This window comes from Bartonella sp. CM86QHHN, from assembly GCF_042194695.1.
In the GTDB taxonomy this organism is placed as follows: domain Bacteria; phylum Pseudomonadota; class Alphaproteobacteria; order Rhizobiales; family Rhizobiaceae; genus Bartonella.
The window spans coordinates 34,691-58,703 of sequence record NZ_JBHIND010000035.1; the positions used below are offsets into that span (position 1 = coordinate 34,691).

General features: G+C 37.3%; 15 protein-coding genes and 1 tRNA gene. 6 read left to right on the top strand and 10 right to left on the bottom strand.

The window, feature by feature from the left end; genetic code table 11:
- Positions 1-130 precede the first annotated feature (130 nt).
- Positions 131-3,598: a DNA polymerase III subunit alpha gene (gene dnaE, locus ACFIKX_RS03135; protein ID WP_375627805.1), complete on the bottom strand. Its 3,468-nt coding sequence runs from the start codon at positions 3,596-3,598 to the stop codon at positions 131-133.
- Positions 3,599-4,000: 402 nt separating this feature from the next.
- Between dnaE and recG the strand changes: the two genes are divergently transcribed.
- Entirely contained in the window at positions 4,001-6,109 is a 2,109-nt protein-coding gene (recG, locus tag ACFIKX_RS03140; protein WP_375613094.1) for an ATP-dependent DNA helicase RecG, read from the top strand.
- Positions 6,110-6,465: 356 nt separating this feature from the next.
- Here recG and glmS read toward each other — a convergent pair whose 3' ends face one another.
- The 5 genes from glmS to ACFIKX_RS03165 form a co-directional block, all read right to left on the bottom strand.
- Entirely contained in the window at positions 6,466-8,289 is a 1,824-nt protein-coding gene (gene glmS / locus ACFIKX_RS03145; protein WP_375611533.1) for a glutamine--fructose-6-phosphate transaminase (isomerizing), read from the bottom strand.
- 173 nt (positions 8,290-8,462) lie between these two features.
- On the bottom strand, positions 8,463-9,812 hold the full coding sequence (gene glmU, locus ACFIKX_RS03150; RefSeq protein ID WP_375627796.1) for a bifunctional UDP-N-acetylglucosamine diphosphorylase/glucosamine-1-phosphate N-acetyltransferase GlmU: 1,350 nt from the start codon (positions 9,810-9,812) through the stop codon (positions 8,463-8,465).
- A 14-nt stretch (positions 9,813-9,826) separates the two neighbouring features.
- Entirely contained in the window at positions 9,827-10,615 is a 789-nt protein-coding gene (locus tag ACFIKX_RS03155; RefSeq protein ID WP_375611585.1) for a cytochrome c biogenesis CcdA family protein, read from the bottom strand.
- Between the two features lie 44 nt (positions 10,616-10,659).
- The gene (locus tag ACFIKX_RS03160) at positions 10,660-11,649 is read right to left on the bottom strand and encodes a carboxypeptidase regulatory-like domain-containing protein (protein WP_375627806.1); all 990 of its coding nucleotides are present in this window, start codon (positions 11,647-11,649) and stop codon (positions 10,660-10,662) included.
- A gap of 39 nt (positions 11,650-11,688) precedes the next feature.
- Entirely contained in the window at positions 11,689-12,012 is a 324-nt protein-coding gene (locus ACFIKX_RS03165; RefSeq protein WP_273791197.1) for an iron-sulfur cluster assembly accessory protein, read from the bottom strand.
- Between the two features lie 108 nt (positions 12,013-12,120).
- Here ACFIKX_RS03165 and ACFIKX_RS03170 point away from each other — a divergent pair, with 108 nt between their 5' ends.
- The 3 genes from ACFIKX_RS03170 to ACFIKX_RS03180 all read left to right on the top strand — a co-directional run bounded on the left by ACFIKX_RS03170 (position 12,121) and on the right by ACFIKX_RS03180 (position 17,779).
- The gene (locus ACFIKX_RS03170) at positions 12,121-13,323 is read left to right on the top strand and encodes a deoxyguanosinetriphosphate triphosphohydrolase (RefSeq protein ID WP_375627797.1); all 1,203 of its coding nucleotides are present in this window, start codon (positions 12,121-12,123) and stop codon (positions 13,321-13,323) included.
- 30 nt (positions 13,324-13,353) lie between these two features.
- Positions 13,354-15,111 carry an arginine--tRNA ligase gene (argS, locus tag ACFIKX_RS03175; protein WP_375627798.1) on the top strand — a complete coding sequence of 586 codons (1,758 nt, stop codon included), beginning with the start codon at positions 13,354-13,356 and terminating at the stop codon, positions 15,109-15,111.
- 151 nt (positions 15,112-15,262) lie between these two features.
- Positions 15,263-17,779, top strand: coding sequence for an SPOR domain-containing protein (locus ACFIKX_RS03180; RefSeq protein WP_375627799.1), 2,517 nt, complete (start codon positions 15,263-15,265; stop codon positions 17,777-17,779).
- Between the two features lie 177 nt (positions 17,780-17,956).
- Here ACFIKX_RS03180 and ACFIKX_RS03185 read toward each other — a convergent pair whose 3' ends face one another.
- Entirely contained in the window at positions 17,957-18,232 is a 276-nt protein-coding gene (locus ACFIKX_RS03185) for a hypothetical protein (RefSeq protein ID WP_375627800.1), read from the bottom strand.
- Between the two features lie 310 nt (positions 18,233-18,542).
- On the opposite strand from ACFIKX_RS03185, the gene ACFIKX_RS03190 reads away from it, so the two are divergent.
- Positions 18,543-19,649 (top strand): branched-chain amino acid aminotransferase, encoded by a 1,107-nt coding sequence (locus tag ACFIKX_RS03190; RefSeq protein ID WP_375627801.1) that lies wholly within the window; start codon positions 18,543-18,545, stop codon positions 19,647-19,649.
- 105 nt (positions 19,650-19,754) lie between these two features.
- On the opposite strand, the gene glpX is transcribed toward ACFIKX_RS03190, so the two are convergent.
- Together glpX and ACFIKX_RS03200 are read right to left on the bottom strand one after the other, a co-directional pair.
- On the bottom strand, positions 19,755-20,741 hold the full coding sequence (gene glpX, locus ACFIKX_RS03195; protein WP_375617770.1) for a class II fructose-bisphosphatase: 987 nt from the start codon (positions 20,739-20,741) through the stop codon (positions 19,755-19,757).
- A gap of 142 nt (positions 20,742-20,883) precedes the next feature.
- Positions 20,884-22,200, bottom strand: coding sequence for a homoserine dehydrogenase (locus ACFIKX_RS03200; RefSeq protein ID WP_375627802.1), 1,317 nt, complete (start codon positions 22,198-22,200; stop codon positions 20,884-20,886).
- Positions 22,201-23,533: 1,333 nt separating this feature from the next.
- Here ACFIKX_RS03200 and ACFIKX_RS03205 point away from each other — a divergent pair.
- Positions 23,534-23,608, top strand: a tRNA-Glu gene (locus tag ACFIKX_RS03205).
- A gap of 89 nt (positions 23,609-23,697) precedes the next feature.
- Here ACFIKX_RS03205 and ACFIKX_RS03210 read toward each other — a convergent pair.
- Positions 23,698-24,013 (bottom strand): XRE family transcriptional regulator (locus tag ACFIKX_RS03210; RefSeq protein WP_375627803.1); only part of this gene is annotated, 316 nt, incomplete at its 5' end.

Genomic DNA, 24,013 nt, shown 5'->3' on the forward strand with positions numbered 1-24,013 from the left:
AAAATATCATAATTTACTCTAATAAAAGCAATATTTTTCGAAACCTACAATCCGATTTTAAAAGCTCCATTTTTAGCTCTCCTAAAAGCAAAAACACCACTCAAAATCAGCTCCCATCTTTAATCTTTCTTTAACTCAATTCTACATCAACAACACCCTGAATTAATTTCATAGCATTTGCGACATGTGAATTTACCTTATATCGCTTAGGAAGTGCAATTTCGACTTCTCGCAATCCATCCTCTTGAATTAAAATAAGCCCAACCTCTCCATTCCCCCCAAGATTTAAATTTTGTTCAATTTGTGGAAGCATATCAACTGTTTTTATAAAGAGACGCATCATTTTATGCTGTTGTAATGATTCATTTTCCAAAGACTGAATTGTTTCAATTCGCAAACTAACTCCTTCAGAACGATTTTCTGCGCTCACCGTAATAATAAAAGATTTTCCGGGTTCTAGCATCTCTTCATAATCCGAGAGTGCCTCAGAAAAGAGAACTGCTTCATATTGTCCACTTGTATCAGAAAAATGAATAATTCCCATTTTTTTACCAGATTTTGTTTTGCGCACGTTTTTTGCCACAACAGTTCCAGCAAGCCGTGCAGCCGTTGCTCCCCCTTTAACGGCATTGGCAAAATTACCCCAAGTCTGAATGCGTTTTTTGTTCAGAATAGCTTGATACTCCTCCAAAGGATGCGCAGAAAAGTAAAAACCTATAGCTTGAAATTCTCGATAAAGTTTCTCAGCCGGCAACCAAGCGGTTGTTTGCGATAAAATCAATGGTTCTTTTAATCCGCCTGCCATTCCAAATATATCAACCTGCCCGCTAGAATTGTCATCGAGAATACGAAGTGCACGCGCATGAAGGGTTCCAAGATTGGCTAATAAAACCTCACGTGCAATGTTAAAACAATCAAAAGCACCAGCACAAACTAAACTTTCCATCGCACGCTTATTAACAATACGAGGATCAACACGCGCACAAAAATCTTCCAAATCCTTAAAAATCTTACTCCCACGACAAGAAACAATATGATCTACAACAGTTTCTCCCACACCTTTAATGGCAGCAAGAGAATAATAAATACAATTATCACCAACCTCAAAAACACGATGAGATGTTTGTATAGAAGGTGCAATAACTTCAATACCCAACCTTAATGCTTCACGCCGAAAATCATTGAGCTTATCTGTATTCGTCATATCATATGTCATTGAAGCAGCTAAAAACTCAACGGGATAGTTTGCTTTCATATAAGCCGTTTGGTAAGAAACAATTGCATAAGCAGCAGCGTGCGATTTATTAAAACCATAATCGGCAAATTTTGCTAAAAGATCAAAGATAATATCAGCTTGATCTTTATCCACGCCACCTGCAACAGCTCCATTGACAAAACGCGTACGCTGTTTTTGCATTTCAGCATGAATTTTTTTCCCCATAGCACGACGTAGTAAATCAGCTTCTCCAAGCGAATAGCCAGCAAGAACCTGAGCAATCTGCATCACCTGTTCTTGATAGACAATAACACCTTGTGTTTCTTTGATCAGATGATCTATCTTAGGATGAATAGAAGCAATTTCCTCTTCCCCATGTTTGCGTGCATTATAGGTTGGAATATTCTCCATTGGACCTGGACGATAAAGTGCAACCAGCGCAATAATATCTTCAATACGGTCTGGCTTCATTCCAATCAACGCCTTGCGCATACCAGAACTTTCCACCTGAAACACGCCAACCGTTTCACCACGTGCCATCATAGCGTAGGTTGCTTCATCATTCAGAGGAATATTTGATAAATCTATTTTAATCCCCTTTCTGGCAACAAAATCGACTGCCATTTTCAAAACAGTAAGCGTTTTTAATCCAAGAAAATCAAATTTTACCAGCCCCGCTTGTTCAACATATTTCATGTTAAATTGTGTAACAGGCATATCAGAACGAGGATCACGATACATCGGGACAAGCTCCCAAAGTGGACGATCTCCGATAACAATCCCAGCAGCATGAGTTGAAGCATGACGATAAAGTCCCTCCAACTGAAGCGCTATATCTAATGCGCGTCCAACAACGGGATCTTTTTTCTTTTCTTCTTCAAATTTAGGTTCATCCTTAATAGCATCTGCTAATTCTACCTGACTTCCTGGGGTGGCAGGAATTAATTTTGTAAGATAATCCACCTGACGATAAGGAACTTCTAAAACACGCCCCACATCACGCAAAACTGCACGTGCCTGTAACTTACCAAAAGTAATAATTTGAGCAACTTGATCACGTCCATATTTTTTTTGAACATATTGAATAACTTCTTCGCGCCGCTCTTGACAAAAGTCGATATCAAAATCTGGCATCGAAACACGATCTGGATTCAGAAAACGTTCAAAGAGAAGAGAAAACCGCAAGGGATCCACATCAGTAATCGTCAATGCATAAGCAACAAGTGAACCAGCACCAGAACCCCGGCCTGGTCCAACGGGAATGTCATGAACCTTTGCCCATTTTATGAAATCTGAAACGATAAGAAAATATCCAGAAAATTGCATACGCGTAATAACTGAAATTTCATAATCAAGCCGCTGTTCATAATCTGCAATCGTATACCCTTCAGCCAACCCTATTGTTTCAAGCCGAATCTTCAAACCATCTTTAGCCTGATTTAATAACTCACTATCTTCTATTTCTAAAGTAGTTTCTGAATTAACAGATTGTTCTATAAAACGAGGCAATATCGGTTTTCGAAGAGGCGAGGCAATATGACAACGCAATGCAATTTCAACACTATTTTCCAAAGCTTCTGGAAGATCAGAAAACAGTGTAACCATTTCATCTTGTGACTTCAAATAATGATCTGGTGTCACACGTTTGCGATCTGGATTAGAGACAATTTGTCCTTCTGAAACAGCCATCAGCGCATCATGCGCTTCATACCCTTCTCTTTGCAGAAAAAAAGCTTCATTCGTTGCTACAAGAGGAATTTCATGCGCATAAGCCAATTCAATAAGATCAGCTTCTACTCTCCGGTCATAAGAGCCATGCCGTTGTAACTCCACATAAAGACGATCAGCAAAAGATTTTTTCAAATAAATTAAGCGCTCAACAGCATGTTCTTTTTTCTCTTCTGCCAAAGAAAGATTAATAGGTCCTCCCTTTCCACCCGTTAAAGCGATTATGCCTTCACTGTGTTCTGACAACCAATCAGCTTTAATATGAGGAGGATCAGTATCACACTTATCAAGATAAGCACGGCTCACAAGACGAACCAAATGAGCATAACCGGTTTCGCTAGCAGCCAAAAGAACAATAGAGCAAAAATCAGAAGGATTACGCCATTTAGCCAAACGTGAATGATCATTTTCATCACAAAAATCAACAGTAAGCTGACAACCAATAATAGGTTGGACCCCATGAGAAAGACAATGCTGTGAAAATTCCAAAGCACCAAATAAATTATTGGTATCGGTAATAGCAACGGCTGGTGCATGATCTGAAATCGTCTGTTGAATAATTTGGGGGATTTTTAAAGCCCCTTCGAGCAAGGAATAAGCTGAATGCACTCTCAAATGAATAAAGCGAGGAAGAGAATTTTTGTTCTCTTGCATTTGCATTTTAGTTTTTACCACTCTCACAATTTCCCATTACAAAATAAATGCTAAACAGCACCCCTTATAAAAGAAAAAACTTCTGTTTATCATCAAACTTTAAAGCTATAAATTCATCATCCTACATAGGAGCAATATCCCAATTTTATTAATATTTATAAGAGAGTTCTATCAAGAAAATGCTTCTATTCACAGCAAATAAACACCTAAAATAAAAAGAAAAACAATATACCTCATCTAAGCACTTTAATTTTTGACCATTTAATTGTATTTTTCTTTAAATATTAATTTCTCTTCCTAAAGTTCAATGTGTAAATAAAGCAACCTTGTCTTTATGACTTTATCCCCAAACAGCTCTTCTAAAGGTCTAGAAAAAACAAAAAGGGCAGGTTAAATTTGCTCATGCCTCCAAGTCTTCTTACCCCACTTTTTAATTCTATCCGAACTCTTTCTGGTATTACACCTAAAGTCTATGGTTTATTGACCAAACTCTTAGATGTTAATCCCACACAACGCGAAGCAACCCTTATTGACCTTCTTCAATTAATGCCCCATTCCGTTATAGACCGCAGAATGCGTCCCAACATTACTTGTGCAAAAGAAGGAGATACTGTTACGCTCGAAATTATCATCGATCAGCATCAACCACCACCCCGTGGTCACAACCGAATTCCCTATCGTGTTATTGCCCATGATCACACAGGAAAAATAAATTTAGTCTTTTTTCATGCTCAACCTCTTTGGTTAAAAAAACAACTCCCCGAAGGAAAAAAAGTCATTATATCAGGAAAAGTTGAATGGTTTAATGGACAGCTTTCAATGGCGCATCCAGACTATATTGCCCCAAGCGAACAATCAAATCAGATACCTCTCATCGAACCTGTCTATCCCTCTACTGCAGGACTAACTGTAAAGACACTAAGACGCGCCATACAAAACACTCTTGATTTTATTCCTCTCCTCCCAGAATGGATAGATGAAAATGTAAAAAAGCAGCAAAATTTTCCTTCTTTTTCTGTTGCTTTACGCCGTATCCATGCGCCCATTAACCCCAATGATCTATCCTTAGAAAGTACAGCACGCAAACGTCTTGCCTATGATGAATTGCTCGCTTGTCAATTGGCACTAGGACTCGTGCGTTTGAAAACTAAATCTCTTGTTGGCACTTCTCGACCATCAACAGGAATTTATACTAAAAAATTGCTTAATATCCTCCCCTTTCAACTCACAACCGGACAAAAAAAAGCAGTAGAAGATATCGCAAATGATCTTGCTTCACCAGAACCGATGCTAAGACTACTTCAAGGTGATGTAGGCGCAGGAAAAACTGTTGTTGCATTGATGGCAATGGCACAAATTGCTGAAAATTCAGGACAATCAGCTTTAATGGCACCAACTGAAGTGCTTGCTAGGCAACATTTTGCCACCATCGCTCCTCTTGCCGAAAAGGTCGGATTACAAACAACGCTTTTAACAGGACGAGAAAAAGGAAAATTGCGGACAAATATCGTGAATGATATTCTGTCAGGTCAAGTTTCTATTGTTATCGGAACTCATGCTCTCATACAAAACAGCGTTACTTATAATAATCTCGCTTTAACCATTATCGATGAACAACACCGTTTTGGTGTCCATCAACGTATCGCTCTTACAGAAAAAGGCAATAAAGCTGATATGCTGGTTATGACCGCCACGCCCATTCCGCGCACACTTGTCTTAACAGCTTTTGGTGATATGGATGTCTCTAAAATTACCGAAAAACCAATGGGACGACAACCCATTACAACAGCAACGCTTTCTTTGAAACGTCTTCATGAGCTTATAGCGAGAATCGCAATTGCATTAGAAAAAGGAGAAAAGCTCTATTGGATTTGTCCTTTAGTAGAGGAATCGACAGCTCTTGATCTCACTTCAATTGAAAACCGCTTTGCATTTCTCCATGAGCGCTTTGGAGCACACGTTGGTATGATCCATGGAAAAATGTCTACAGCAGAAAAAGAAGCCGCTATGGCATCTTTTAAATGTGGAAATACACGTATTTTAGTTGCAACCACCGTCATTGAAGTGGGAGTAGATATTCCAGATGCTTCGATCATTATCATCGAACACGCGGAACATTTTGGCCTTTCACAATTGCACCAATTACGTGGACGTGTAGGACGAGGCGATAAAAAATCTTCCTGCATTTTGCTCTATAAAGATCCACTGACTAAAACAGCAGCAACACGCCTTAATATTATCCGCAATACAGAAGATGGTTTTGAAATTGCTGAAGAAGATTGGCGCCTACGAGGCGAAGGAGAACTTTTAGGTACAAAACAATCCGGAGTCCCTGAATTTCATATAGCAAACCTTGCAGTTCATAGCGATCTTTTGTCAATGGCAAGAAAAGATGCTCGTTTATTTTTACAACGCGATCCTCATCTTTCTTCTGAGCAAGGACAAGCTTTACGGTTGCTCCTTTATCTTTTCGGACACAACGATGCTGCACGCCTCTTACGAGCAGGATAACAAAAACCCTCTAATAAAAAACTTAAATACCTCTCTGTTCAAATATGATTTTCTCTTAGAATTACCCATAAATGATCTACGCAGTCTCTTACCATCTTTATGCTTCATGAACGAATAACAAATCAACTGCATTAAAACAGTAGAAGCAATATTGCGTCTTTTTTTACCATTATATTCACATAACTGATCTATTTTTTGATAGGTAAGAAAATATTTTTCGTTTTATCGTAAAGGATTTAGAAATAAAAAACCTTTCTTCAGTATTCTCGTTCAACAGAGAAAAATGAAAAAATAAGTTTCATTATAAATCAATTTCTTACACTTGATTATTCTCCAAAAGATTCAGAAATATACTTTTATTCAACCGTGACTGATTTTGCTAAATTACGGGGTTGATCAACATCTGTTCCTAATAAAACAGCCGTATGATAAGCGATTAACTGAACAGGGAGTGCATAAATAATAGGAGAAATAAATTCTGGAACATCTGGCAAAGTGATCGTTGATAAAGTCTTAAGACAAGCTACTTCTGCTCCCTTTTTATCGGTTATTAAAATAATACGACCATTACGCGCTACCACTTCTTGCATATTAGAAAAAGTTTTTTCAAACCACCGATCATAAGGTGCAACAACAATAACGGGTATTGTCTCATCCACCAGAGCAATTGGTCCATGCTTTAATTCACCTGCCGCATAACCTTCAGCATGAATATAAGAAAGCTCTTTCAGTTTAAGAGCTCCCTCCAAAGCAATCGGATAAGAAGTTCCACGTCCCAGATAAAGAACACTTTTTGCATTCACCAAATCACGACAAATACATTCAATTTTTCTCTCTAATTTTAAGACCTCATTTAAAATACGTGGAACTTCTGCCAACTGTTGAACCAGTTGCTTTTCTATTTGAGCCGAGAGATAGCCACGTTGTTTAGCCGCACTAAGAGCGAGTGAAGCAAGCGTTGCCAATTGACAGGTAAAAGCTTTTGTTGAAGCAACACCTATTTCCGGTCCGGCAAGTGTTGGGAGAATAAAATCAGCCTCCCTTGCCATTGTTGATTGCTCTACATTCACAATTGTTGCTGTTTTTACACCCCGCTCACGACAATAACGCAAAGAAGCCAATGTATCAGCTGTCTCACCAGATTGAGAAACAAACAGCGATAACACATCAGACGTTATAGGAGGTTCACGATAACGAAACTCGGAAGCAACATCATTATCAACACTTAAAGCGGCAAATTTCTCAAACCAATAGCGCGCAACTAAGGTTGAATAATATGCCGTTCCACAACTCGCAAAAAGAAGCCGATGAATATTTTTCCAATCAATCAAATTCTCAAGCGGTCGAACCGCATAATTTCCAAGATCAAGATAATGCGCCAAATTATGAGAAATCACTTCAGGTTGTTCAAACATTTCCTTGTGCATAAAATGACGATGATTACCCTTAGAAATCAATAAAGCCCCTTCAAGTAATGTCGTCACAGGACGTTTTACCGGTTGATTATTAGCATCATAAATTGTAACACCTTCCCGTGTGAGAACAGCCCAATCCCCATCTTCCATATAGCTAATATAATCAACGAATGGTGCCAAAGCTATGGCATCTGACCCCACAAAAAATTCATCTTTTCCATAACCAATTGCCAGAGGTGGACCAGAACAAGCCGCAATCATAAGGTTATCTTCACCTTCAAAAATAAGAGCAATAGCAAAAGCCCCCTGCAGCCTTTTCCAACTGGTACGTATGGCTTCTTGCGGAGAAAGACCATCTTTTAATGCACGCGTTATTAAATGTGCAATAACTTCCGTATCCGTCTCTGTTTCAAAGATACAACCATCCTCTATGAGTTCCTTTTGCAGTTCTACAAAATTTTCAATAATACCATTATGAACAATCGCAAGCTTTTCAGTCACATGGGGATGCGCATTGCGTTCAACAGCAATTCCATGCGTAGCCCAACGGGTATGACCAATCCCTAAACTTCCCTCCAGAGGTGTTTTTTTTAATTTTTCTTCTAAATGAACAAGCTTCCCCTCAGCACGTACACGATAAAGATGCCCATTATGGACCGTTGCCACCCCAGATGAATCATACCCTCTATATTCAAGACGTTTTAACCCCTCAACCAAAGAGGACGTAACACACCTCTTTCCAAGAACTCCAATAATTCCACACATTAAAAAGCTCCAACCCACATCTTAAGATTCAAATTTTACAAAACAATCCAACAGCCTTTATTTAAAACTATAAATAATAAAAATAATTCAAACATGGAATACGGCAATCTTTAAGAATAAATCTTCCATCCATCGTTAGATTAACACGAAACAAAAGAATAAGCTGAAAATAATCATTTTTTCTGTTTGTTTTCTAACAAACGCTCTCGAAATTTTGTCGCATAGCCCTCTTTTATAACCTGTCGTGCACGCCCAAAAGCCATACTGTTCATAGGAATATTTTCAGTAATAACACTTCCTGAAGCAACATAAGAGCCATCCCCTATTACCAATGGGGAAACAAGTGCCGTATTAGACCCAACAAAAGCATGATCACCAATCATGGTTTTATATTTGTTAAATCCATCATAATTGCAAGTAATCGTACCGGCTCCAATATTGGTATGTGCACCAATTTCGGCATCACCAATATAACTTAAATGATTGATTTTAGAAGATTCTCCTACCTTAGCTTGTTTGACTTCACAAAAATTTCCAATCTTTACGGACTTTGCCAACTCTGTTCCAGGACGCAAACGTGCATAGGGACCAATCTGTGCATCTCTACCAACCACAGCACCTTCGAGATAACTAAATGCATGAATAACCGCACCAGATTGTACTTTTACGTTTAACCCAAAATAAACATTTGGTTCTATCACCACCCCTGGTGCAATTTCTGTATCATAAGAAAAATAGAGTGTTTCTGGCTTTAAGAGTGTAACACCCGATAACATTAAATCGCGCGCTTTACGTTTTTGCCACAAAGAATCAGCCTCAGAAAGCTCAAGACCGTTGTTAATTCCTACAATATCTTCAAAAGGAACTTCAACAACACGCACATCTAATCCTTCGCGTGTTGCAAGAGAAGCAATATCTGTTAAGTAATATTCTTTTTTCACATTATTATTACCAACTTTCTCTAAAAGAGAAAGTGCATGTTTTCCACGCATAGCGAGTATTCCACCGTTACAAAAAGAAATCTTTTTTTCTTCATCGCTAGCGTCTTTTTCTTCTACAATTGCAATCAATTGACCATTTTTCTCGAGAAGACGCCCATAACCTGTTGGATGTTTGGTATGAAAACCTGCAAAAACAACATCTGCTCCATCAGCAAGCTGTGCACGCATTTGGTGCAATGAATCTTGCTGAATGAGAGGAGTATCCCCAAAAACAATGAGCACATCATCCACCTCCTTTTGCAAAGCTAAACGAGCAGACAAAACAGCATGAGCAGTTCCTAAACGCTCTTTTTGTTCAAAAATCATTACATCTTTTACAAATGACTGAACAACGTGCGTAATCTCCTTAGCACCATATCCCACAACAACCGCTAATTGTGAAGAGCCTGCCAATTCTATTTTTTTTAGAACATGGCATATAAGAGGCAATCCAGCAATTTTATGAAGTACCTTAGGCAGAGACGATTTCATGCGCGTCCCCTCACCTGCGGCAAGAACAATAGAAAGACAACTTCTAACCATAAAAACACATAAGACTAACGAGAAAATCCAAAAAAAATCATAATATTGTGCCAACGAATATCTTCAATATAACTCAACGAAGGATAATGTTCTAAAAGCCAAAATGAAAGATCCTGCATAGAACCTGTTAAAAACAAAATCCCTGTAAGAATAAGAAAAACACCAATGATTTTTTCAACTTTTCCTAAATGAATACGAAAAGCTCCTAAAAATCGCATAAAACTGCTAGAAAATAAAGCTGCTAACATAAAAGGAATAGCAAGACCTAATGCATAAACCGCTAAGAGAACAGCTCCCTCTCCCACAGTTTCTTTTGTTCCAGCAAGCGTTATAATAGGACCTAAAATAGGGCCAATACACGGTGTCCAACCAAAGGCAAAAGCTAAACCGATAATATACGCGCCTAAAGGACCAGCAGGTGTTTTTTGGGTCTGAAAACGCGCCTCACGAAATAAAAAAGCGATCTTGAAAATCCCCAAAAAATTTAAACCAAAAATAATAATGACAATTCCAGCAGCAAGGGCAAACCAATCACGATAATAACCGATGAATTTCCCAATTGTACTAGCACTGGCACCTAAAGCAACAAAAACAGTCGTAAACCCAAGAACAAAAGCAATAACAGAAGATAATAAAGCCCACCGGATAAAGACTTTCTCATCAGGCTTTTCTGAACGAAAATCATCAATACCAACCCCTGCCATATAGCACAAATAAGGAGGAACTAACGGCAAAACGCATGGTGACAAAAAAGAGAGTGCCCCAGCAAAAAACACACCAACTGTTGAAATTTCAATCAAAATTCATACCCCGTCTTTCATCATAGTTTACCCCCCATGAACAACAATCAATCCACATCTTCATCAACTCGCTGCATATTTTCTTCATTCGCTATCACACTTATATCTTCATCATGACCAGAAACGACTGAAAAAACTTTTTGATAGATTTTATCTTTATTTTTAGCAATTGCAATATACTCTCCCTCCGCTAACACGAGTGAAACATACGCACCTACTGTTTCATAAACGATATCACCAGAATCATTGGCAAGAGACCAACTTGTATCTGCAAGCGCTTCTCCTCTTTCTTGTCGCACCAGCTTTAAGACAATCTGAGCGGCCTGATGTTCAAGAGTAACTTCTGTTATTTTACCCGCATCCACTTGAATATCCGAACGAGCCGTCGCATTAATAGAACCATAATGGGAAGCAACATGGTAGCGGCCAGCTTTTAAACGCACAACTGATTGGGGTTTAACATTTGATATAATTACTCCCGTATCATCATTTTCTTTTTCATCCTCATAAATGGTAAAACGGAGTTCCTTTTCATTCATTACGCCATTGAGCAGTGTTGCATTTAAAATGACACCACCAGCCTCAAGATTAAAGTTTTTTACAAGACTCTGCCCATTTTCTAAACGAATATGGCGCACAGCACTCATATGACCAAATGAGACATGAACAAGATAATTTCCTGGTTCGAGATCAAAACGTGCACTTCCCCCCTTATAGGTTGCCACTAATGGTAACTTATTATCAATCCCTAGAATAGGAGCATAAACCCGCCAGACAAGCCCTTTTTCAATATCCGGATGACTATTTGTTAATCGAGCATTCAAAATGAGTTGTGTTTGAGATGCTAAGTTTTCGTTCTCCTGCTCTTGAGTCTTTACAATAAAACTCCTTGATTGTCTCTGCTGCTGATCTTGCCCTTCTCCTGCTTCAGAAAAAGCACAGTGGCTCCAAGTCAATAAAGAAAGCGCCACGCACAACCATACACATCGGTGCACTATTTTTATAAGAATACCCATTTTTGCATTGTTGACCAACATGATCTTTTTTTCAAGAAACAATATCACACAGCCATCATTTTAAATTGAGAAACTTACACCACAACCACATGATGAAACAGCATTGGGATTGTGGATTTGAAAAGACTGCCCCATAAGATCATCAACAAAATCAATCTCAGCTCCTTCCATAAAAGGAAGTGATAGTAAATCAATAAACACAACTGCCCCGTCTTTTTTGAGAACGAGGTCATCTTCACACATTTCAGAAACCAAGTCATATTTATAAGAAAAACCAGAACACCCACCACCTTCAACAGAAATACGTAATGCTATTTTATCGGGTTCACGCAAAAGTATCTGTGCAATTTTTTTGGCAGCAACATCTGAAATTTTCACATTCATTTTATATATCCTTGCATTAAACCATCAAGAAAGAGTATCCTACACTCAAAGAGCAGTTTATTTCTCATAAACCACTCTCAATTTTAAGATGATAATAGATAGCTTGCAATGGATATAGGCAATATCAACTTCAATTACCAATCTCGAGCAGTATACAGTGCTCATCCACAAACAAGCCGTGGTCGATTATACCATGAAACGATGAGCACCACACGCTCACCTTTTCAACGAGATAGAGATCGTATTATCCATTCTAATGCATTTCGACGTCTTAAACATAAAACGCAAGTGTTTATTGCTGATGAAAGCGATCATTACCGTACTCGCCTAACCCATTCCATAGAGGTTTCTCAAATTGCAAGAACATTAGCCCGTGCCCTGTGTCTTGATGAAGACCTTGCCGAAGCCATTGCCCTTGTTCACGACTTTGGACACACACCCTTTGGCCATGCAGGAGAAGATGCTCTTAATGAAGCCATGGTACATTATGGCGGCTTTGATCATAATGCACAAGCATTACGCATTGTAACAAAACTAGAACAGCGCTATGCAAATTTTGATGGACTTAACCTTACATGGGAAACCCTCGAAGGACTTGTAAAGCATAATGGTCCCCTTTTAGGTCCTCACGCAAAGAATAAGGAGGTTCCTATCGATATTTTACAATACAATGCAAAGCAAGACCTTGCACTCGATTGTTTTGCAGGGCTAGAAGCGCAATGTGCTGCTATTGCAGATGATATCGCATACAATGCGCATGATATTGATGATGGTCTACGTTCGCAATTTTTAACACTCGATCAATTTGAACATGTTCCACTAACAGCAGCAATATTAAAAGATATAACAGATGAGCATCCCCACCTCGACCAAGCGCGTCGCGGTTACACACTTGTACGAAGACAAATAACAACCATGGTTGAAGATGTTATCAAACAATCACAAGAAAATTTAGCACGCATCAAACCAACAAGCATAAACGATATTCACCAAGCAAAACAAACCATTGTCACCTTTTCACCGACAATGACCGTTTATGAAAAAGAACTAAAAAACTTTTTATTTAAAAATCTTTACTACCATGAACAAGTTCTTAGTCGTCGCAATGCAGCAAAATGCATTGTACAAAAATTATTCAATTGTTATTATGAAAATCCAAATACAATGCCTGAAAGTTGGCAGAGCAAAACAGTGCACTTAAAAAATCAAGAGTTAGCACGTTTGATTGCTGACTTTCTTTCAGGCATGACGGATCACTACGCTCTACGTGAATATCAGCGTTTATTTGACCATACAGATAATTTCGTTTAATGGCTTTTGGCATCATCATGGAAGCTAAATATGAATATCTTTAAAAACTTCGAAAAAAAAATTAAGAGATCAATTGAATTATCTGATATAAAAGGAAAAAATGGAGAAGATCTAGATTTATCAAAAATCACTGTTGATCCTCCGCGTGATTCCTCCCACGGTCATTTATCAACCAATGCTGCTATGGTGCTTGCAAAATCTATTGGAATCAATCCACGTGCACTTGCAGATAAAATCATAGAACTTCTTAAAAATGATTCCTCTATCGAAAATATAGATGTTGCCGGTCCTGGTTTTATAAACATAAAGCTTACAAAATTATTTTGGCAAGATGCTATAAAATCTATGCTTGAATTAGGCACTTCTTATGGTCGTATTCCAATGGGACAAGGAAAATGCGTCAATGTTGAATATGTCTCAGCAAATCCCACTGGACCAATGCATGTAGGACACTGCCGCGGAGCAGTTGTTGGGGATGTTCTCTCCAATTTGCTACAATTTACGGGCTATAACATTACAAAAGAGTATTATATCAATGATGCGGGTCAACAAATCGAAGTCCTCGCCCATTCGGTACTATTGCGCTATCGTGAAGCTCTTGGGCAAGAAATTAATGAAATTCCAGAAGGACTCTATCCTGGAGAATACTTGATACCATTGGGTCAATCGCTTGCTCAAGAGTTTGGTGACCAACTCCTCACGATGGATAAAGATGAAGCCTTATCTCTTGTGAAAGAACGTGCAATTCATGCAATGATGTCCATGATTCGCGAAGATTTGGCTGCTCTTAATATTTATCATGATATCTTTTTCTCTGAGCGAATGCTTTATGCAGATAATGCACGCGCCATTCGTAACACCATCAACGACCTCACTTTAAATGGTTATATCTACAAAGGAAAACTCCCCCCTCCCAAAGGACAAAATACAGAAGACTGGGAACCAAGCGAACAAACTTTGTTCCGTTCAACAAATGTCGGTGATGACCAAGACCGTGTTTTAGTCAAATCTGACGGTTCTTACACTTATTTTGCTGCTGATGTTGCTTATTTTCGGGATAAATTTAATCGTCATTTTGATGAAATGATTTATATTCTAGGCGCAGACCATGCGGGCTATGTAAAGCGGCTAGAGGCAATGGCAAAAGCAATTTCTGGGGATAAAGCTAAATTAAGTGTCTTCTTGTGTCAATTGGTAAAACTTTTTCGCAACGGTCATCCTGTACGCATGTCAAAAAGAGCAGGATCTTTTGTCACTCTACGGGATGTTGTCGAAGAGGTTGGGCGTGATCCTGTGCGTTTTATGATGCTATACCGTAAGTGTGAAGCACCTCTTGATTTTGATTTTGCAAAAGTAACAGAACAATCAAAAGATAACCCCATCTTTTACGTACAATATGCAAGTGCACGTTGTCACTCAGTCTTTCGTCAAGCACAAGAAGCGCTTCATATTAAAAGCTTTTCAAATAATACATTGATTGCCCATCTTCATCGATTAACAGATGACCATGAAATATTGTTAATACGCAAACTTTCTGAATATCCACGTATCATTGAACAGGCCGTAATTCATAAAGAACCGCATCGATTAGCGTTTTACCTTTATGACCTTGCCTCCAGCTTTCACACCCATTGGAATAAAGGGAGTGAAAATCTCAATTTACGCTTTATTCAACCTGATGATAAAGAGTTATCCTTTGCAAGATTAGGATTGATACAAGCTGTTATCAATATTTTATCATCAGGGCTTACCATCATAGGAGTCGAAGCACCCATAGAAATGCGTTGAAAAAGTTCTATAAATACATACAATAGGTACTCTATTGATAAACTTTTTCATGTATCCTTGCATGAGAGGGGGAAAATTTATAATTTTAATATAACAAATCAAAATCAACCATTGATTGCACGTAAGTGCAAACCATCATGTGAGAAAAGCTATGAGCGATAACGATCGCAAAAATCTACACGAAACAAAACACGATCATGAACACCATGATCCTTTAGAAAGGCTTACGCGCATTTTTAATCCGCACAAACAAAGCGGAAACCAAAATGAGCAATCGTCTTTAAAAACAGAACGATCAACATCTCACCCCGAAACATCATCCCATGATGATGATTTTGATTTCTCCTTTCTAGAAGAGGAACTTGAAAAAAATTTAGCACATGACTTACCGTTTGATGATCAAAAAAAACAATGGGACTTGCATGCAACCAGCAACGCAACAGCCTCAGATATTGCACAATCTTCTTCTTTCAACCATTCAAAACAAAATAATTTATCTGAAGAGAAATATTCTTCACCTAGCAGTCATGATGAAGAACAAATTTTAGATGAGCTTTCTCCATTACCAATCCCAAAGAATCAATCACATCAACAGAAAAAAACAGCAACCAATGCTGATCCTTTTCTTGAAAAAAGTAATCTTATGTCACAATCAGAATCAGAAAATTTCTTTTTTGATAAATCTGAAAGGCACGAAAATAAGAGAGAGACGCCAGAAGATGTTGAACAAACCAATCGTTTTTCACAAATAAATTCACAACAACCTGAGACTACGAATATACAAAAAACTTATGAGGACAATCAAAACCTCTATGACACTCCTATAAACCATCCCTATAAAATTTCAGCTGATCAAGAAAATTGGATTAAAAAAGATTATCCTGATGTCTCCTCTTCTACAGAGGAAAATGAGTTTTTCTCATCTTCTAATCTTGTGTCAGAAAGACAAAACACTGCAAGAAATCAAACAACAAGTACCTTCTCCTCACCTTTAGATTCTCCACCAGTTGATAGACAATCTTATTTAAAGGGAGCTTCACAAGAAGATCATACAACCAATTATCCCCATTTTTTTGCAGCCCCCCCCTCACAACAAGAAACTTATGGCGAAAAAGTTCCGATATATGATGAGGCTCGAGCCCAATACATCAATAACGCCGAAGGTGCCTCTAACCCAAATAGAGAAATTTCATATAATGAAAATAATTTAGATGAGTTTCTTTCCTCATCCCCCTCTTTAAATACAAAACAAACGGATGGCTTTTTTGCCCATAACTATACGCACAGAGATACTCCCCCTCCCAATGTTGATACTTATAAATTTTCAGAGGAAATCGTAGAAAAAACTGGTCCTATTATGGTTCCAGAAGTCCCGTATGAAGCGCCAGAATATGATGTGCCAACTAATGGTGGTTTAGAAGAAGAATTTGCTGATGTACTCAATGTAGGGAATGTCCCAACGGATAATTTTTCTCAAAAAAAACAGAAAAACGAGGTTTTTAGTGAAGTTTTTCATCAGTCTATGCAAAATTCAAAAGAAGGTGTTTATATAAACTCTAAAGAACAAAATTCCGACTATTTTTCTTCTGCCAATATGGAATATAATTTTCCCTCTTTTAGCGAGAATTCATCATACACAAACTCAGATGAGGTTCCCACACCTCCATCAGCTCCTCCTCCCTTAAAAAGTTTTATTTTTGGTAAAACTTTCATTAAAGGTTTTTTTATACTTATTTTAATAGGACTTGGGTTTGCTGGTTATTCTCATTTTTTTATGCCATCACAAAAAAATGAAGAAACGGTCATTATCCACGCTGATAATACGCCTTTTAAATTCAAACCAGAAACAACTGAAACGAAAAATGATGTTGCACATAATTTAGATATTTATAAACAAACAACTGAACAAAATGAAAAACAAGAAAATACACAACAATTTCTTATTGATAACTCTGAACAACCTGAAAATTTAAAAGAATTAAACCCTGAAGAATCTTCAAGCGTTTCCTCATCGTCTTTAAATGAATCTGATGTTGAAGATGCAGTCACAGAAGCCATAAATCATACTATTCCAATGCGAGAAGTACAAACTGTTATTGTCAATCAAGATGGTACAGTTACACTAGCCCCCGCGCATCAAACAAACAGCAAAACTGCTGCTCAATCTGAAGAAAGCATTGATCAAACTTCTAATGAACTTCAAGATTCGTCCCTTGTTTCGTCGCATGATTCTGATATAAACGACCAAGAAAGAGATCATGATCTCAAAAATAATATTGATAAAATAATCGCAGAAAATAATTCTAGCTCAAATATTGAAGAAAAATTTATCCCTATCCCTTCCCATGCAGAAAGAAATACACAAGTTGAAACACCAGCCGCGTCTCGCCCCATATCACCAAACAGAGTCGCAGCACAAAATTCAGAAAGTTATTACGTACAACTTGCATCTCAACCAACGTATGAGCTCGCTAGAAATTCTTTAAAAAATATGAAATCTAAATTTGGATTCCTTATCGGTGCCCGTTCTTTAAATATTCAATCCGCTTTTATACCAGGAAAAGGTACTTATTACCGTGTTCGGATTCAAGCGCAAGACCGTAATGAAGCCATAATCCTTTGTGAATCCATTAAAAGTTCTGGTGGAAGCTGCTTCATCACACGCTAAACCAATAATGCAACGGTTTTAACAACCGTTGCATTATTTATTTCCATACCATTTAATTACTTATCAAAAACTTCAGAAATTAAAATCATTCCTCTCTTTTTTATGTCTTTGTGCTGACTTTATTCCTTAATCTACGTCGATTTTCGCCCTATCTAAAAGATTATATTTACGAAAAAATTACTCCGTACCCTTATAGGTATAAGGTACAGGAGGAAGCGAATTTAAATCTTTTTTGGGCGTTGTTACACTTTGGCTTGTTTCTGGGGTATTATAACGCGAACTATGTTCAGGAGATTTTGCAAAAAAAGATCCTAAAAAACCAAAAATAAACCAGATAATAACCATCGCAAGAAGAATAGCAAAAATACCCTTAGCGATTGAAACAGGTTGTTCATGACCTCTTCTTTCTGCGGCCATACGTTCTTCATATGTGTGATAATTTTTATCAATCATAGTGGATTCCTTTTCTCAATTCCCTTACCTTTAAATTTCTAGAAAATATGCATATATGCAATTATTCAGATACTTATTGTGAGAAAACGATAATTATAAACAAAAGTTCCAGTTTACTTCATAAAGTTGAGAAAAAGAAGCGAGGATAGAATTAAAATATCTACCCTACTCTAGCCTTTGAATTCTATAATAAACCCCTTTGTATTCTATAATAAAACATTGACACAAAGGTTTTGTTAATAATAGAGTTATAATCAAAATATTTCATTATTTTTATTAATAAAAATGAAACATACTCAAAAGGTTTTTTATGAAATCTCCCATATCATCGCTTCCCTTTAAAATAGAAAAACACCCATCTCCTCTGTCAGAAGAAAAATATGAAGAAATTTTAAAAAGTCCCGGTTTTGGTCAATTTTTTACAGACCACATGTGTACTATTCAATGGACTGAAGACAAAGGCTGGCACAATGCCGTCATTTCTCAATACAAAGCTTTAGAAATTAACCCTGCAAGTACCGTTTTACATTACGGACAGGAAATTTTTGAGGGTTTAAAAGCATATCGTGCAAAAGATGGACGCATCTTGCTCTTCCGTCCTGATGCCAATGCACAACGCTTTATAGAATCAGCACAACGTTTAGCTATGCCAGAATTGCCAAAAGATATTTTTCTGGATGCCGTTCATCAATTAGTAAAGATTGATCAAAAATGGGTTTCTGATCAGCCCAACGCTAGCCTCTATATCCGTCCATTTATGTTTGGCAATGAAAACTTTTTGGGAGTCCGCCCTTCTCAAGAATATCTTTTTTGTGTCATAGCCTCTCCAGTTGAATCCTATTTCAAAGGAGAAGAAAAATCTGTCAGCGTCTGGATTGAAACAGATTATAGTCGTGCCGGTCCAAGAGGAACAGGGGCTGCCAAATGTGGTGGAAACTATGCAGCAAGCTTACTGGCACAAAAAACTGCAACTGAAAATAATTGTAGCCAAGTACTCTTCCTTGATATGATTGAACATAAATGGATTGAAGAACTTGGTGGTATGAATGTCTGCTTTATTATGGACAATAATACACTTGTAACCCCCCCACTTAATGGAACTATCCTTCCAGGGATAACCCGTGATTCAATCTTAAGGTTAGCTCAACAAATGGGATTAAAAATAGAAGAGCGTCCTTATTCTTTTACAGCGCTTCAAGAAGATGCAAAGAGTGGACACCTTAAAGAAGCCTTTGCTTGTGGTACAGCTGCCGTTATCACATCAATTGGTCGTTTTAGATATAAAGGGGGAGAATTTATTATTGGAAATGAAACAGTTGGAGAAGTTACAAAGCAGCTTCGTACACAATTGGTTGGCATTCAAAAAGGGAACATAGAAGATAAAAATGGCTGGGTACATTCTGTCCAGATCTCATAATATTTAAGGTATTCTCATATCTATAAACGCTTCCATGAAAGTAGATTCATGGAAGCGTTTTTCCTAGAAAAACTCCCTCTATTTTTAGTGACAAAAAAGAAAGCATTAATCAAATTTCGAATGATTTCTATGCTTTGCTTTAATATTACGGACTGTACCCGTATGGGAGCGCATTACGAGAGTTTCCGTTTGAATGTAACGAGATGTAAATTTAACACCAGAAAGCATATTGCCATCTGTCACCCCTGTTGCTGAAAACAAAACATCACCCTTTGCCATTTCTTCCATTGTATAAACCTTATTGGGATCACTAATCCCCATTTTAGCTGCACGAGCAATTTTCTCTTCTGTATCAAGCAGCAAACGACCTTGCATCTGTCCTCCAATGCAGCGCAAAGCAGCAGAAGCTAAGACACCTTCAGGTGCTCCACCAATCCCCATATAGATATCAATACCTGTTTCTTCTGGATCAGTTGTATCAATAACAGCAGCCACATCTCCATCCCCAATCAAGCGAATCGACGCCCCTGTCGCTCGTACTTCATTAACCAATTTTTCATGACGAGGTCTATCCATAATACAAACAACAATCTGATTAACAGTCACTCCTTTAGCCTTCGCAAGAGCATGTATATTATCGGTAGGACAAGCATCTATATCGACTACTCCCTTTGGATAACCAGGACCAATAGCAATTTTGTTCATATAAACATCAGGGGCATAAAGGAGATTACCCTTTTCAGCAATTGCAACTACTGCCAAAGAATTGGCAATATTTTTAGCACAAAGTGTTGTACCCTCTAGTGGATCAAGTGCAATATCGATCGCCAATCCACTTTGAAGACCTACTTTTTCTCCAATATAAAGCATAGGCGCTTCATCCCGCTCACCTTCACCAATCACCACTGTACCATCAATAGGCAATCGATTAAGTTCCTGCCGCATTGCATCTACAGCAGCTTGATCCGCTGCCTTTTCATCGCCACGTCCGCGCCAGCGTGCAGCAGCAACAGCAGCACGTTCAGTAACACGTACCAATTCAAGCGTCAAAATACGATCAAGTCCATTTAAAATCTTCTGAGTTGTGGGCATATGAAAAAATCCTACCGAATGAATACCAGAAAAAATATGAGTCCTTATTAAATACTAAGAATAAAGTTTTTTGGCAAAGATGAAAATTTTCCACAAGAGATAAAAGAACTCAAGCGTGCTTTTTTTATTATCAAGAAAGTTATCAATTCTTTGCCATAGGTTCAATACGAATAAATTGAGATTTTGCAACAAGATGTCCATCTTTTTCAATTTCTGCAAGTGCCTGTCGTACATTCACCTCTGTTGTTTCGTGCGTAATTAAAATAATTGTTTTTTCAATTTGATCTTCTACAAAAGATCTTTGAACAATCGACTCCAATGAGATGTGATTATCAGCCATATGCCTTGCGACCTCGGCAAAAACACCAGTACGATCATGAACATTTAAACGAATAAAATAACCACCTGCATGATGCGAAATACGTGCTTTTTTATGAGGAGCAAGTTCTAATGCTGGACGTCTTAAAACAGGTGCATACTGAAAACCAGAACGTGCTTTTGCTATATCAGCCAAATCACCAATAACGGCTGATGCTGTTGCCTTTCCTCCGGCGCCAGGACCAGAAAACAGTAATTCACCTAATAAATCACTTTGAATAGAAAGAGCATTGGTTACACCATTTATCTGTGCAATCATTGAGGATGTTGGTACCATTGTTGGATGAACGCGTTGCTCTATTCCAGAATCCGTTTTTAATGCAACCCCTAAAAGCTTAATCCGATACCCCAATTCATCAGCTGCTCGAATATCAATTTGCGAAATATTATGAATTCCTTCAACATAAACATCATCTAACGAAACAGCAGTTCCAAATGCCAAGCTTGTCAACAAAGCTAATTTATGAGCAGTATCATTTCCCTCAATATCAAAACTTGGATCTGCTTCAGCATACCCAAGTCTCTGTGCATCTGCTAAACAATCTTTAAATGAAAGACCTTCCGTAAACATACGTGTTAATATATAATTACAGGTTCCATTGAGAATACCATAAATTCGCGATATGCGATTACTAACAAGTGATTCTCTCATCGCTTTGATAACAGGAATCCCCCCTGCAACAGCTGCTTCAAAATGAAGAAAAACACCTTTTTTTTCTGCAATTATAGCCAGCTCTACTCCATGTCGAGCAAGAAGAGCTTTATTGGCTGTTACAACATGATGTCCCGCCTCAAGCGCTCTCTTAACAGCGGTATACACCACATCCAATTCACCACCAATTAACTCTACAAAAACATCAATCTCATCAGAAGCAGCCAACTCCACAGGTGAATCAAACCATTTTATACCACTAAGATCAATTCCACGATTGCGACCTTTATCACGCGCACTAACAGCAACAACTTTGATGAATCGCCCACATTGACAAGCTAAACTATTCGCTTTTTCACATAGAGTTCGAACAACTGAAGTACCAACTGTACCAAGTCCCGCAACACCAACCTTTAAAGCTTCTGCCATTATTAACCACTGATCCCTATCTTCATTGAAAAATCGTTTAAATGATGTGCCAATCAACACAAAAAGTACTTATGTTCATAAGAACAAAAGAAATACCCTGCTCTATTTATTTCATTTTCTCTAATAGAATTATCCCCGCTTGTTCAATCAACATTCCTAAAAATATAATATTTATTGTCTTCAAAGATTTCAGAATCTTTATAAAATATCTAATTCAGAATGAAAATCTGTAAAACAGATAAATGCAAGTTTCCATAAAAAAAGTTCTAAAAAATAATCAATAACAAGTTAAAGAATATTGAAGACTTGGTAAGAAAGAATAAAAACATCTCTTCTAAATCAACAAGTATGGAACAAAAAACATTCTTTCATATGATAACTTAGGGAATGGATAAAATGAAAGTAGATCAGTAAATGATAACACATTCCTTCCTACCATTCCATAGCTTTAACTATAAATCTTTAATGCAAAAATCTTAACGCACTCATATATCAAAATAGAACCTTACATTAAAGTAAAAAACAAGACTTAATATGCGCACACCCTAATTCTGAAATATTATAAATATGGAGAATAAATTTGCAAAATTCGAATATTTTATCTCAACTTATTGCACCTCTTTAAAAAACTAGCGAATTGAAATGAGAAAAAACTCAATCTACCCTTTATCCACACTAATTCATTTTCAAATCAAGAACCTTCTCAATATGTAAAAGAGCAAATGAATGGTTTTTAATTTTAAAAATTTTACAGACATGTAAAAGTAAATATAAAAAAATATTTTCTTCATATATTCTATAAAAATTGATTTAATATTTTCATTTTTAGCATACAGATATCTATTTATATTTTGTTAAACTGCAAATAATCTATGGATTGTTCATAGAAAAACTTTTGTATTATTTGTTAATTTGGTAATAAATATTTTCTTTCTACTTCATAAATTATACAGTTTTTGCTTTATGATAAACTCAAATGAGAAATCTTCTGTATAAAGGCTCTTTCAAGCAAGTTAAATAATATTCTCATGTGGTGAGCAAAGATAACAAGCGATAAAATATGCAAAAAATAAATACATTAAAAATGCTGTTTTTGATCATTTTTGCCTACTCCTCAAAACTGAAAATATCATTCCCTGAGATGATACCCACATCAAAATTTTCTATCAATCATGATAACTTTATATTTTTTCTACAAAAAATCTTAGAAAATAAAATGATCTAAACAGGAATCGCTCAAAAATTATTCAATAAAACACACTTTTTTCAAAAAAAATGACACAGAGGGCTTGCGAAGTAAAAAGATCCTCTCTATAAGCCTCATCATTGGTTTGCGCCCATCGTCTAGCGGTTAGGACATCGCCCTTTCACGGCGGAAACAGGGGTTCGATTCCCCTTGGGCGTACCATGTTTCTTTTTTCTGTACATAATCTATTGATTTTATATATCTTTTTTAAAGTACGGGATACGTGGATAAAAGTTAGGGAATAGGATTTTCTAACATTTGTCTACAACAGTAGCATTTTCTTTTCTTTGCGCTTCGCTAATCATCTCTAATAATGTTTTGAATGCTTCTAAATCCTCTTGTGAAAAATCTTTTAAAGTTCTAAAAAACATGCCAACAGTTTTACGCCTCAACGGATCAGAAGTCTTGATTGTAAAACTTTTGCGACAAGCATCCGATTCTCTTCTCAAAATTTCTGCTACCTCTTGATCTAAAGCATAGAGTTCAATTATCTTTTCCTCCAGTCCTACAGGAACAGATTTTTTGCCAATCTCGACAGAAGATAAAAATGCTACAGATATGTCTAAT